The organism is Limimaricola litoreus (assembly GCF_024159025.1).
Lineage (GTDB): Bacteria > Pseudomonadota > Alphaproteobacteria > Rhodobacterales > Rhodobacteraceae > Limimaricola > Limimaricola litoreus.
The window spans coordinates 1-11,747 of record NZ_JAMYXC010000211.1 but is presented as its reverse complement, the minus strand read 5'-3'; the positions used below and the strand labels follow the sequence as shown (position 1 = coordinate 11,747).

12 protein-coding genes are annotated in these 11,747 nt (G+C 70.6%); all 12 read right to left on the bottom strand.

What is annotated here, in order from left to right:
- A partial coding sequence (gene cbiE / locus NHG85_RS13855; RefSeq protein ID WP_253333349.1) for a precorrin-6y C5,15-methyltransferase (decarboxylating) subunit CbiE occupies window positions 1-887 on the bottom strand: 887 nt, incomplete at its 3' end.
- Entirely contained in the window at window positions 884-1,519 is a 636-nt protein-coding gene (locus NHG85_RS13850; protein WP_253333347.1) for a precorrin-8X methylmutase, read from the bottom strand. The genes NHG85_RS13850 and cbiE, both read right to left, overlap by 4 nt.
- Window positions 1,520-1,580: 61 nt before the next feature.
- Window positions 1,581-2,696 carry a sirohydrochlorin chelatase gene (locus NHG85_RS13845; protein ID WP_253333351.1) on the bottom strand — a complete coding sequence of 372 codons (1,116 nt, stop codon included), beginning with the start codon at window positions 2,694-2,696 and terminating at the stop codon, window positions 1,581-1,583.
- A 74-nt stretch (window positions 2,697-2,770) separates the two neighbouring features.
- On the bottom strand, window positions 2,771-2,998 hold the full coding sequence (locus NHG85_RS13840) for a DUF6732 family protein (protein ID WP_253333345.1): 228 nt from the start codon (window positions 2,996-2,998) through the stop codon (window positions 2,771-2,773).
- Between the two features lie 183 nt (window positions 2,999-3,181).
- Window positions 3,182-3,697: a hypothetical protein gene (locus tag NHG85_RS13835; RefSeq protein ID WP_253333344.1), complete on the bottom strand. Its 516-nt coding sequence runs from the start codon at window positions 3,695-3,697 to the stop codon at window positions 3,182-3,184.
- A gap of 64 nt (window positions 3,698-3,761) precedes the next feature.
- Window positions 3,762-5,708, bottom strand: coding sequence for a DNA mismatch repair endonuclease MutL (gene mutL, locus NHG85_RS13830; protein ID WP_253333342.1), 1,947 nt, complete (start codon window positions 5,706-5,708; stop codon window positions 3,762-3,764).
- A 43-nt stretch (window positions 5,709-5,751) separates the two neighbouring features.
- Complete coding sequence (locus NHG85_RS13825) at window positions 5,752-7,146, bottom strand: M16 family metallopeptidase (protein ID WP_253333340.1); 1,395 nt, start codon at window positions 7,144-7,146, stop codon at window positions 5,752-5,754.
- On the bottom strand, window positions 7,143-8,504 hold the full coding sequence (locus NHG85_RS13820) for a M16 family metallopeptidase (RefSeq protein ID WP_253333338.1): 1,362 nt from the start codon (window positions 8,502-8,504) through the stop codon (window positions 7,143-7,145). Before NHG85_RS13820 ends, NHG85_RS13825 begins: the two co-directional genes overlap by 4 nt.
- 85 nt (window positions 8,505-8,589) lie before the next feature.
- Window positions 8,590-8,826 (bottom strand): DUF3035 domain-containing protein, encoded by a 237-nt coding sequence (locus tag NHG85_RS13815; protein ID WP_253333336.1) that lies wholly within the window; start codon window positions 8,824-8,826, stop codon window positions 8,590-8,592.
- 56 nt (window positions 8,827-8,882) lie between these two features.
- The gene (lspA, locus tag NHG85_RS13810) at window positions 8,883-9,407 is read right to left on the bottom strand and encodes a signal peptidase II (RefSeq protein WP_253333334.1); all 525 of its coding nucleotides are present in this window, start codon (window positions 9,405-9,407) and stop codon (window positions 8,883-8,885) included.
- A gap of 10 nt (window positions 9,408-9,417) precedes the next feature.
- Window positions 9,418-11,004: a bifunctional phosphoribosylaminoimidazolecarboxamide formyltransferase/IMP cyclohydrolase gene (gene purH / locus NHG85_RS13805; protein ID WP_253333332.1), complete on the bottom strand. Its 1,587-nt coding sequence runs from the start codon at window positions 11,002-11,004 to the stop codon at window positions 9,418-9,420.
- A gap of 32 nt (window positions 11,005-11,036) precedes the next feature.
- Entirely contained in the window at window positions 11,037-11,681 is a 645-nt protein-coding gene (locus tag NHG85_RS13800; protein ID WP_253333330.1) for a heparinase II/III family protein, read from the bottom strand.
- Window positions 11,682-11,747 lie beyond the last annotated feature (66 nt).

The following is an 11,747-nucleotide window of genomic DNA, read 5'->3' as shown; positions in this document are numbered from 1 at the left end:
GCCGCGGCCATCGCCCGGCGGTCGGCGCGCGGCTCGATGCCGATGGCGTTGGCATATCGCGCCGCGCGCATCCATTCGATCGCGACCGAGCCCGAGCCGCAGCCTACGTCCCACAGCAGCGCGCCGCGCATCGGCATGAGCTTGGCCAGCGTCGCCGCGCGCAGCTCGCGCTTGGTCATCGTCCCGTCCGAGACAAAAAGCCTGTCGTCGAGCCCCGGCACGCGCGGGATCAGCGCGGCGTCGGGTGCGGCCACGCAATCGACGGCCAGCGTGTTGAAGGCGGGCACCTCGTGGTCCCAGCTCTCGGCCACGCCGTCGAAGCGCGCCTCCTCCTCGCCGCCCATGTTGGCGAGCACCGTCATCGGGCTCTGGCCGAAGCCGCGCTCGGTCAGGAAGCGGGCGATCTGGCCGGGCGACTCGGAGCCGGTGGTGAGGATCAGCAGCCGCGCCTGCGGCTGGATGAAGGCGATCATCTGCTCCACGGGGCGGCCATGCACGGTCAGCGTCTCGACATCGGCAAGGCTCCAGCCCATGCGGGCTGCGGCCAGCTGAAAGGCCGAGACCTGCGGGTGATAGACGACCTCCGTCGCCGGGATCGCCCGGCCGATCCGCGCGCCGACCGAGAACCACAGCGGATCGCCGGTGGCCAGCACCACGACGCGGCGGCCCTTGTAGCTTTCGAGCTTTTCGATCAGCGCGTCAAAGGGGCTGGGCCAGGCCACGCGCTCGGCGCCGACCGCGCCCGCCAGCTCATGGTGCCGCTCGCCGCCGAAGATGATCTCGGCCGCCTCGACCACGGCGCGGGTGGCGGGCAGAAGACCGTCCATCCCGTCCTCGCCGATGCCGACGACGTGGAGCCAGGGCTCGGATGCTGCGACCGCGTTCATGGCTTTTCCTCCGCGATGCCGTTGGCCAGCGCGTTCACCGCGGCCGAGGCCATGGCCGAGCCGCCCTTGCGGCCCCTGAGCGCCACGAACTCGCAGCCGCGCGGATCGCCCGCAAGCTCGGCCTTGGATTCCGCCGCGCCGACGAAGCCCACCGGAAAGCCGAGGATCAGCGCCGGTTTGGGCCAGCCCTGATCGAGCCGCTCCATGAGGTGAAACAGCGCGGTGGGTGCGTTGCCGACCGCGACCACCGCGCCTTCGATATGCGCGCGCCACAGATCGACCGCGGCCGCCGAACGCGTCGTGCCCAGATCCTCCGCCATGCCGGGCACGGCCGGATCGTTGAGCGTGACCTTTACCTCGGTGTCGAGCAGGTGCCGCCGGATGATCCCCGACGCCACCATCTCGCAGTCGCACAATACCGGCGCGCCCGCGGCCAGCGCCGCGCGCCCCGCCGCCATGGCATCGGGCGAAAAGGCGAGCCGATCCGCGATCTCGACCATGCCGCAGGCATGGATGAGACGGATCACCATCGGCTGGAGATCCTCCGGGAAGCGGTCGAGCTTGGCCTCGGCGCGCACGGTGGCGAAGCTCTGGGCATAGATCTTCGCGGGGTCGGTCTCATAGGGGCGCATCAGGCCCTCCTTGCCGCGCGGTGGGCACCGGCGGATCTGCATGTCCGGGGAAAGGCAAGGCTCACTTGCGCGACTTCAGCACGCTGAGCGGCCCGAGCGGGTGATCGGCCTGCGGATAGGGCGCGTGGTGATGGTCGTGGTCGTGACCGTGCCCGTGGCCATGGTGATGGTGTCCGTGGGAATGGCCGTGGTCATGCGCGTGGTCGTGCGGCAGCCTGTGCGCATGGGCATGGTCGTGCTGCGCCTGCGCATCGAGCCTGCACATGCCGGTGCAGAAATCGGCACAGAGCGCGCAATCGGCAACGTTTGAGCCCGGCGCGTTCGCCCCCTGCCCCTCGACATGGTGGTGGTGACTCTCCTGCACCGCGCCGACCTCGGCCTCAAAACCCAGGACCTGCGTGCGATACTTGCACATGCCGCAGGTCGGCGGCACGGCGTCGCCCACCAGCTCGGTCACCCGCTCGGCAAAGGTGTTCATCACCTCCGGATGGTCGCCCAAGTAAGGCGCCTTGACGATCTCCAGCTCGGGATGCGCCTCGGCCACCCGGTCGGTGAAGCCGTAGATGCGGTCGATCAGGATGCCCGAGAACAGGAAATACGGGAATACCACGACCCGGCGATAGCCCAGCTTCGCCACATGTTCGAGGCAGGGCTCGACCAGCGGGAAGGTGACTCCGGAATAGCCGGTCTCGCACCAGCCGAAGCCCATGCCTTCCCACAGGAGCCGCGCGATCTTGGACACGTTGCCGTTGGCATCGGGGTCCGACGCCCCGCGCCCGATCACCACGAGGCAGGTCTCGTGCATCGGCACGTCCGAGGGGTTGGCGTCGAGCGCGCTTTGAATGCGGTCGGCGGCGGCGGCGACCATGCGCGGATCGACCCCGAGTTCGCGGCCATAGATGATCTCGATGCCGTGCTTCTTGGCATAGGTGTTGAGCACGGTCGGGATGTCGTTCTTGGCGTGCATCGCGGCGAACAGCATGCCCGGCACCGCGAGGATGCGGGTGCAGCCCTGCTCGCGCAGCCGGTCGAGCCCGTCGCGGATCACCGGGTTTGCGAATTCGAGATAGCCATATTCCACCGGCCAGTCGGGCGGCAGCAGGGCGGGCAGCTTTTCGGCCAGCACCGCGAACTCGTCGACCGCCGACTGGCTGCGCGAGCCGTGGCCGCAGATCATCACGCCAGTCTTGGGCGCGCTCGCGCCCGGGCCTGTCTTGGGCGCGCTCGCGCCCGGGCTGGTCTTGGGCGCGATCACGCCCGGGCCTCGTCGCCCTGATCCTCGGTTTCGGCCTCGCTGGACTCCTCTTCCTTGCGCCTGCCCTTGAGCGCGCCCCACAGGCCCAGCGCGATGGCGAGGCCGATGGCGGCCCCGGCGACCCAATGGTCGTGGCCGGCGACATCGGCCATGTGGCCGGGATGGGCGAGGGCCGCGCCGGGCGCGGTCAGAAGGGCGGTGGTCGGCAGGAGAATGTGGCGCATCGCGGACCTCTCGATCTGGCAATGGCCGGCGCCCGCCGCGAGGATCGCGGCGATGCGAGGACGACGCGGCGCCTTGGTCCCCTGTCTGGGTCGACCGCCGCGCCGCCTACCGTTCCGGCCACCAAGGGCTTCGTCGGCCCCCTCCATAACGGTCGGCGCGCTCCGGCGAAACCCCTCGATGCGTCACTTCATGGGCATCGCGCGACCCGCCGGTGCCCGCGCCTCGCGCAGCGCCGAAAGTTCGATCGCAGGGACATGCTCCCAGGCCAGCGGCGCCTGCCAGTCGGCGAACTTGCCGCCGCCCGAGCGGGTGACGAAGCCCCCGCCGCCGGTCATCAGGTGAAAGCTCATCCCGTGCACGCCGCTCACCACATAGGTCTCGCCCGCCACCGAAAGCTGTCCCGCATGGCCATCGACGCAGATGGCGCGCCCATCGCGGCAGGGAATCAGCTGCCATGTCGCCATCTTGCCGCGCCGGTCCGGCGCGATAACCGACATCGGCCCCATCTCGAAGGGATGCTCGGCGTATTCGGCGGCAAAGGGCTCGGGCTCGGGCAGCGCGCGCAGATCCGAGGCCGGCGGCGCGATCGGCGGCAGCGCCACCGATTCGAGCAATGGCATCACCCGCCGTTCGACATCGGCGCAGCCCGCCAGCATCAGCGCCGCCAGGACGCCCCCGATCTTCATTCCCAGTCGCATCGCACCGCTCCTCGTTCCGCGCCTCAATCTCACTTAGACGTGAGCCTGCGCCCGGCAAGCAAGCTCAGCGTCGCCCGAAGAGCTTCTCGATGTCCGATAGTTGCAGCTCCACATAGGTGGGGCGCCCGTGGTTGCACTGCCCCGAGCCGGGCGTCGCCTCCATCTCGCGCAGAAGCGCGTTCATCTCCTCGGCCCGCATGCGGCGGCCTGAGCGCACGGAACCGTGGCAGGCGACCCGGCTCAGGATCGCGTCGAGCCGGGCGGGCAGCGCGGTCGAGGCGTCGAGATCCTCGAGTTCGTCGAGGATGTCGCGCAACAGCGCGCCCGCGTCGATCCGACCGAGCATGGCGGGCGTCTCGCGCACCGCCACCGTGCCGGGGCCGAAGGATTCGATGGTCAGCCCCAGCCGCGACAGCTCCTCCGCCGCCTCCAGCAGCCGCGCGGCACCCGCGCCGAGATCGACGATCTCGGGCACCAGGAGCGCCTGCGCCGCCACGCCGGTCTCGGCCATCTGGCGTTTCAGCCGCTCGTAGACCAGCCGCTCATGCGCCGCGTGCTGATCGACCAGCACCATGCCGGTCTCGGTCTGCGCCACGATCCAGTTGCCGTGCAGCTGCGCCCGCGCCGCGCCCAAGGGCAGCGATTCCGCGCCACTCTCGATCTCCGGCTCGACCCGCGCCGATGGCGCCTCGGTTCCGGCCAGACGCGCGGGCGGGGCCGTCTCGAAGCCGAAGCTCGACTCCCCCATGCCCGGCGCCAGCGGCGCCTGCCCGCTGCGCGCCACCTGCATCGCCTGCAAGGAGGGGCGGTCCATCTGGTAGACCCGCGCCGGCGTGGTGCCGCGCGCGGGGCGGTCCTCCTCGTCGATCAGACCACCCGCATCGCCCCCGCGCTCGGCCGCCCGCTCGACCGCCGGTCCGGGCCGCATCATGCCCAGCGTCTCTTGCGCCACGGTGGTCGAGGCGCGGTGCCCTGCGCCCGCGAGCGCGGCGCGAATGGTCGAGACGATCAGCCCGCGCACCGCCTGCGGGTCGCGAAAGCGCACCTCGGATTTGGCCGGATGCACGTTGACGTCCACCAGATGCGGGTCGCATTCGACGAAGAGCGCCGCAGCGGGAAAGCGGTCGCGCGAGAGAAAATCCATGTAGGCCGCGCGCAGCGCGCCGGTGAGCTGCCGGTCGGTGACGGGGCGGCCATTGACGAAGACGTGGCCGCTCACGCCCGCGCCGCGCGAATAAGTGGGCAGCGCGGCAAAACCGGTGAGGTGCAGCCCCTCTCGGCTGCTGTCGACGGGCAGCGCATTGTCGTGGAACTCGCGCCCCAGAATGGCCGCGAGGCGGCGGCCCAGCGCCTCGACCGGATCGCCGGCCTCGGCATCGACACGGAAAATCTCGCGGTCGCGCCCCTCGGTCGCGTCGCGCAGGGAAAAGGCGACATGCGGCTCGGCCATGGCCAGCCGGCGCAGCGCTTCGGCCAGCGCCTGCCCCTCGGCCCGGTCGGTGCGCATGAACTTGAGCCGGGCGGGCGTCGCGTGAAACAGGTCGCGCAGCTCGACCACAGTGCCGCGCTCCAGCGCCGCCGGAGTGACGGGGCCGAGCTGCCCGCCCTCGACCCGGATCGCCGCCGCCTCGTGGGCCTCGGCGCGCGAGGTGAGCACCAGCCGCCCGACCGCGCCCAGAGAGGCCAACGCCTCGCCGCGAAAGCCGAAGGAGTGGATCGCCAACAGGTCGGAGCCGTCGATCTTCGAGGTGGCGTGGCGCGCCAGCGCCAGCGGCAGCTCGTCGGGCGTCATGCCGCAGCCATCATCCTTCACGCGGATCAGCCGCTTGCCGCCCGCCGCGATGGTGACCTCGATCCGCCGCGCGCCGGCGTCGAGCGCGTTCTCGACCAGCTCCTTGACCGCAGAAGCCGGTCGTTCGACCACCTCGCCGGCGGCGATGCGGTTGATCGCCGCCTCGTCGAGCTGGCGGATCACGGGGCGCGAGGGCGGTTGGGTCTCTTGCAGCGTCATGGGGCCGAGACTAGCACGGCCCGGATGCACGGCGCGAGGGGGCTCACTGCGGCTCCAACGCCACCTCGGGCACCACAACCTCGGGCACCACAACCTCGGGCAATGTCACGCGTGGGGCGTCCGCCTCGCCCAGCCCCTCGGGGCGGCCCACCACCACGAAATGCAGCGCCTGCGGGTCGACCCGCTCGGCGGCCACGCGGTTCACCTCTTCGAGCGTCACCGCCTCGATGAAGCTGTTCCGCTCGGTGACATAGCTCTGCGGCAGGCCGGTGACCTGCATGCCGACGAGGATGCCCGCGATCTGGCCGTTGCCGTCGAAGCGCAGCGGGTATTCGCCGGTGAGGTAGGTCTTGGCCGCGTCGAGTTCGTCTTGCGTGACGCCCTCACGCGCGATGCGCGCCCATTCGTCCCGGATCACCTCGATCGCGGTGGCCATGCGGTCGTTGGCCGAGGCGACGGAGCCGATCCAGAACTCGGCGTTCTGGAGGGGCACCAGATCGGTGCTGATGCCATAGGTCAGCCCGCGCTTCTCGCGCACCTCGGTCATCAGGCGGCTCTCGAAGCCACCACCGCCGAGGATGTGGTTGAGCACATAGGCCGCGAAGAAATCTTCGTCCTCGCGCTCGAGCCCCGGCTGGCCGAACAGCGCCACCGATTGCGGCGTCGGATAGTCGATCACCTCGACCCCGCCCGCGAGGCCGAAATCGACATGGCCGGGCAGCTCGGGTCCCGATTCGGGCAGATCGCCCAGTAGCTCGTCGAGCAGCGCGCCCAGCTCTTCGGGGGTGATGTCGCCCACCGCGCCGACATGCACGCCCCCGCGGGTCAGCGCCGCCTCATGCGCGGCCAGCAGATCCTCGCGCGTGAGGGCGGCGACGCTCTCGGACGTGCCGTTGTCGGGCCGCCCGTAGGGGTGATCGCCGAAGGCCGCCTCATAGAAGGCGCGACTGGCGAGGCGGCGCGGGTTCTGCGCGTCCTGCGCCAGGATCGATTGCACCTGTCCGCGCACCCGCTCGATGGCGACCGGATCGAAGCGCGGCGCGACCAGCGCCTCGCGCAAAAGCTCCACCGCCGCGTCGCGGTTCTCGCTCAGCATCCGGGCCGAGACGCTGAGCGTGTCGCTGCCCACGTCGAATGAAAAGCGCGCCGCGAGATCCTCTCGCGCGGCCTGGAATTCGCGCGCCTCCATATCGCCCGCGCCCTCCTCCAGAAGGCCGGTCATCAGGTTCACCGCGCCGAGACTCTCCGGCGCATCGAGCGAGGTGCCCCCTTCGAAACGCAGCTCCAGCGCGGTGAAGGGAATGCTGTGATCCTCGACCAGCCAGGCGGTGATGCCGCCCGGAGAGGTCACCTCCTCGATCTCGATCGCGACCTCGGCATGGGTGGCGCCGGCGATCCCGGCGCAAAAGGCGAGTGTCAGGCTCAGGATGCGGATCATTCGGAGGCCTCTTCGCGGCTGGCAACTGTCTCTTCGCGGCTCGGCACGACGTGCAGGGTGACGCTTCGGTCGGGATCGAAGACGGCGCGCGCGGCGTCGCGCACCTCCTCTGCGGTGACCGATTGCAGGATTTCGGGCCACGCGGCCACGTCCTCGACCGTCAGCCCCTGGCTCAGCGCCGCGCCGTAGCGCCGCGCCAGCCCCTCGACCGAATCGCGGGCATAGATCTCGGCGGCTTTCAGCTTGGTGCGGACGCGCCGCATCTGTTCCTCGCTCGGGCCGGTGTCGAGAAAGCCGGCCAGAACCTCGTCGAGCGCCGCCTCTGCGGCCTCTAGCGTCACGCCGGGCTTGGGCACCACCGACAGCGAAAAGGTCGTGTCATCGAGCGAGGTGCCGTCATAGCCCGCGCCCGCGTGCAGCGCGATGTCGCGCTCGAACACCAGCGCCTCCCCCAGCACCGAGGTGAAGGAGGAGCCGCCCAGGATCTCGGCGAGATAGGTCAGCGCGGCGGCGGTCTCCTGATCGCCCGCGTCGCGCTCTGGCGCGAGGTAGCCGCGGCTCAGATAGGGCTGCGAGACCCGCGCATCGGCATAGGAGAGGCGGCGTGGGGCGCGCTGCGGTGGCTCTTGCGGGCGGACGCGCTCGGGCAGGTCGGGCTCGGCCGGGATCGGGCCGTAATGTTCCTCGGCCAGCGCCAGCACCTCTTCGGGCTCCACGTCGCCCGCGACCACGAGGATCGCGTCATTGGGCGAATAATAGGTCTCGTAGACCTCGCGCACCTCGTCGCGGCCTAGCCCCTCGATCTCGTGCATCCAGCCGATCACCGGCGCGCCGTAAGGGTGGTTGAGATATTGCGCGGCGATCATCTGCTCGCGCGCCAAGGCGCCGGGGTTGCTCTCGACCCGCTGGTTGCGCTCCTCGACGATCACCTGCCGCTCGGTCTCGATGTCGCTGTCGGTCAGCCGCAGGTTGTTCATGCGGTCCGCCTCCATCTCCATCATCAGCGGCAGCCGGTCGGCGGCGACGCGCTGGTAATAGGCGGTGTAATCGGTCGAGGTGAAAGCGTTGTCCGAGCCGCCATTGGCGGCGACGGTGGCGGAGAACTCTCCCGCCTCCATGGTCTCGGTCGCCTTGAACATCAGGTGTTCGAGGAAATGCGCCGCGCCCGAGGCGCCCTGCGGCTCGTCGGCGGAACCGACGCGGTACCACAGCATCTGGGTGACCACGGGGGCGCGGTGATCCTCGATCACCACCACGTCGAGCCCGTTGTCGAGGGTGTAGGTCGTCACGGCCTCCGTCATCGCCAGCGCCGGTGTCGCCAGCACGAGAGGAACGGCCAGGGCCAGTCTGCGCAGCATGAGGTGCCTCCTTCGCTGCACCCAACCTACGGCGCGCACCGCCCGCTGCAAGCGCCGCCACGGCTTCGTGAGCAGGCGCGAGCGATCAGAAGGGCGGCCGAAGCGCGGTCTGGCCGGTGGCCTGGCGCAGGGCGATGGCACCGGGGTCGGGATCGGCGCGGTTCGCAGCACCCGGCGCGGGCGGCGGCAGGTCGAGCCGCGCGGGTATCTCGAGCGGCTGCTGCGGCACCACGAGCGAAGCGTCGGGCCCGCCCGAGCCGTCGCCGCCCGCACAGCCCGCAAGTGTCAGCGCGGTCAGCCCCGCGGCCAGTGCCAGTCGCATGCGTCGTCCCTGTCCCTCTCGTCCGATCCCCTGCCTAGCGCAGCTTTCGCGCCGGGTCACGGGCTCTTTGTGCCGCGCTTGCTGCGCGGGCCCGCGCCATCGGGGCCGGGCCGCCGCCGGGGCTGCGCCTTGTCGCCGCCGAACAGAACAAGCCCCACCGCCCCCAGGAAGATCGCGATGTCGGCGACGTTGAAGGCATAGGGGTTGTCGATGCCGCAGCAGGTGAGGTTGAGGAAATCGGCCACCGCGCCGTAGAGCACCCGGTCGATCACGTTGCCCAGCGCGCCGCCGACCAAGAGCCCCGCCGAGATCCGCGCCATGCGCCCGCCGCCATCGCGGGCGATCCAGACCAGCACCGCGGCCGAGATCGCCAGCGCCAGGCCGATCAGCGCCCAGCGCATGTCGAATCCGGCGAAGAGCCCGAAGTTGACGCCCCTGTTCCAGGCCATGCGAAAGCTCAGCACGCCGGGGAGCACATCCATATGGAGCCGGTCCATCAGCCCCAGCGCGTGCACCACGAGGTATTTCGTCGCCTGATCGACGAGAAACACCCAAAATCCGGTCCAGAGGGTCAGCCGCATCACGCGCCCCTCAATGCCGGAAGTGCCGCATGCCGGTCAGCACCATCGCCAGACCCGCCTCGTCGGCCGCCGCGATCACCTCGGCGTCGCGCATCGAGCCGCCGGGCTGGATGACGGCGGTGACGCCCGCGCCCGCCGCCTCCATCAGCCCATCGGCAAAGGGAAAGAACGCGTCAGAGGCCACGACCGAGCCCTTGGCCGGGCTGTCCGCGAGGCCCAGCGCCTCGCCCATGCGGCCCGCCTTGGCCGCCGCGATCAGCGCAGAATCGAGCCGGCTCATCTGGCCCGCGCCGACGCCCACCGTCTGGCCGTCCTTGGCATAGACGATGGCGTTGGATTTCACGTGGCGCGCCACGGTCCAGGCGAACATCAGGTCGTCAAGCTCCTGCGCCGAGGGCGCGCGCTTGGTGGCGACCTTGAGATCCTCGCGCGTCACGAAGCCCGAATCGTGGTCCTGCACCAGAAGCCCGCCCGCGACCTGCCGGTAGGCAAGGCGAGGTGCACGCGGATCGGGCAGCGCCTCGGTGACCAGAAGCCGCAGGTTCTTCTTGGCGGCAAAGACGGCGCGGGCGTCGTCATCGGCGCCGGGCGCGATCACCACCTCGGTGAATATCTTGGCGATCTCTTCGGCGGTCGCCCCGTCGAGGGGCCGGTTGAGGGCGACGATGCCGCCGAAGGCCGAGGTGCGGTCGCAATCGAAGGCGCGCGCATAGGCCTCTTTGAGCGTGCCGCCGGTGGCGACGCCGCAGGGGTTGGCGTGCTTGATGATGGCGCAGGCGGGGGCATCGCCGCCGAATTCGGCCACCAGCTCATAGGCGGCGTCGGTGTCGTTGATGTTGTTGTAGCTCAGCGCCTTGCCCTGGATCTGGGCGGCGGTGGCGACGCCGGGGCGGTTTGTGCCATCGGTGTAGAAAGCCGCGTTCTGATGCGGATTCTCGCCGTAGCGCAGCGTCTGGGCGAGGGTGCCGGCAAAGGCGCGGCGGCGCGGGGCCTCCTCGCCGATCGCGCCCGCCATCCAGGTCGAGACGGCGGCGTCATAGGCGGCGGTGCGGGCATAGGCCGTCTGGGCCAGGCGCTTGCGGAAGGGCAGATCGGTCCGGCCGTCATTGCGCTCCAGCTCCGCGAGCAGCGCCTCGTAATCCTCGACATCCGTGACCACGCAGACATCGGCGTGGTTCTTGGCGGCGGCGCGGATCATCGCCGGGCCGCCGATGTCGATGTTCTCGATGCAGGTGTCGTAGTCCGCGCCTTTCGCCACCGTCTCCTCGAAGGGGTAGAGATTGACCACCAGCAGGTCGATCGCCGGGATGGCGTGCTCTTCCATCGCCGCGACGTGGCTGTCGTCCGACCGCACCGCCAAAAGCCCGCCATGCACGCGCGGGTGCAGCGTCTTGACCCGGCCGTCCATCATCTCGGGGAACCCGGTGATCTCGGCCACGTCGCGCACTGGCAGACCTGCGTCGCGCAGAGTGCGCGCGGAGCCGCCGGTGGAGAGCAGCTCGACGCCGCGGGCATCGAGCGCGCGGGCCAGCTCGACGAGGCCGGTCTTGTCGGAAACGGAGAGCAGCGCGCGGCGCAGCGGGGCAAGCGAGGTCATGGATCGTCCTTCCTGGTCCTGGTCCGCCGGTCTCATGCCGGATCACCCCCGGCGCGCCACAGATCGCGCAGGGTCGGCACGGCATCGCCCGATCGCAGGAGCGACCAGCGGACGAGGGTCGCATAGGCCATCGCGCGGCCGGATAAAACCACCTGTTGCGTCGGCACCGGCCGGGGGCGGCTCTTTTCGAGATAGACCGAAGGCGCCAGTGACAGCCGCGCGCCGCCGTCATGCGACAGCACCCAGAGCTCGCCCGAGCGCAGCCGCAGCCGCGCCTGCGCGCCCTTCGGGTTGAGCTCGGGTTCGACATCGGGATGCAGGTGAAAGCGGATGGTGAAGGCCACGCCCGGATCGGGGCCCGCGCGGCTCGCCGCGTCGAAGGCGCGCTCGTCGGCCGGGCCGAGCGTGGTCAGAAGATCCTCGCCCACCAGCGCCTGGCCGCCCCGGCCGAGGCCAAGCCGCCGGTCATGGGTCAGGCCGAAACCCGCGCGCCAGGCGTCGTGGCTGGCCTCGATGCGCTGCACCCCGTCGGCGCGGGTCATGTGCGCCAGCACCTCGCGCGGCCCCTCGACCAGCGGCTCCGCCCCCTCCGGGCCGCGTCCCAGCCGGGCCGAGGACAGCCCTTCGAGGCAGAGCGTCGAATGCGACAGCGTGGCCCGCCCGGCGCAGTTCGGCATTGCCATTTCCTTTCAGGGTGTCACGCGTGTCGTCGCCCTGGATCACCTCGCCAGTGGTGGCGTCGG

What these genes read in the sequence shown, in the direction of transcription:
- NHG85_RS13850 (WP_253333347.1), bottom strand. Translation starts at nt 1,519, where the DNA reads ATGCGCCCCTATGAGACCGACCCCGCGAAGATCTATGCCCAGAGCTTC.
- NHG85_RS13845 (WP_253333351.1), bottom strand. Translation starts at nt 2,696, where the DNA reads ATGATCTGCGGCCACGGCTCGCGCAGCCAGTCGGCGGTCGACGAGTTC.
- NHG85_RS13840 (WP_253333345.1), bottom strand. Translation starts at nt 2,998, where the DNA reads ATGCGCCACATTCTCCTGCCGACCACCGCCCTTCTGACCGCGCCCGGC.
- NHG85_RS13835 (WP_253333344.1), bottom strand. Translation starts at nt 3,697, where the DNA reads ATGCGACTGGGAATGAAGATCGGGGGCGTCCTGGCGGCGCTGATGCTG.
- mutL (WP_253333342.1), bottom strand. Translation starts at nt 5,708, where the DNA reads ATGACGCTGCAAGAGACCCAACCGCCCTCGCGCCCCGTGATCCGCCAG.
- NHG85_RS13825 (WP_253333340.1), bottom strand. Translation starts at nt 7,146, where the DNA reads ATGATCCGCATCCTGAGCCTGACACTCGCCTTTTGCGCCGGGATCGCC.
- NHG85_RS13820 (WP_253333338.1), bottom strand. Translation starts at nt 8,504, where the DNA reads ATGCTGCGCAGACTGGCCCTGGCCGTTCCTCTCGTGCTGGCGACACCG.
- NHG85_RS13815 (WP_253333336.1), bottom strand. Translation starts at nt 8,826, where the DNA reads ATGCGACTGGCACTGGCCGCGGGGCTGACCGCGCTGACACTTGCGGGC.
- lspA (WP_253333334.1), bottom strand. Translation starts at nt 9,407, where the DNA reads ATGCGGCTGACCCTCTGGACCGGATTTTGGGTGTTTCTCGTCGATCAG.
- purH (WP_253333332.1), bottom strand. Translation starts at nt 11,004, where the DNA reads ATGACCTCGCTTGCCCCGCTGCGCCGCGCGCTGCTCTCCGTTTCCGAC.
- NHG85_RS13800 (WP_253333330.1), bottom strand. Translation starts at nt 11,681, where the DNA reads ATGCCGAACTGCGCCGGGCGGGCCACGCTGTCGCATTCGACGCTCTGC.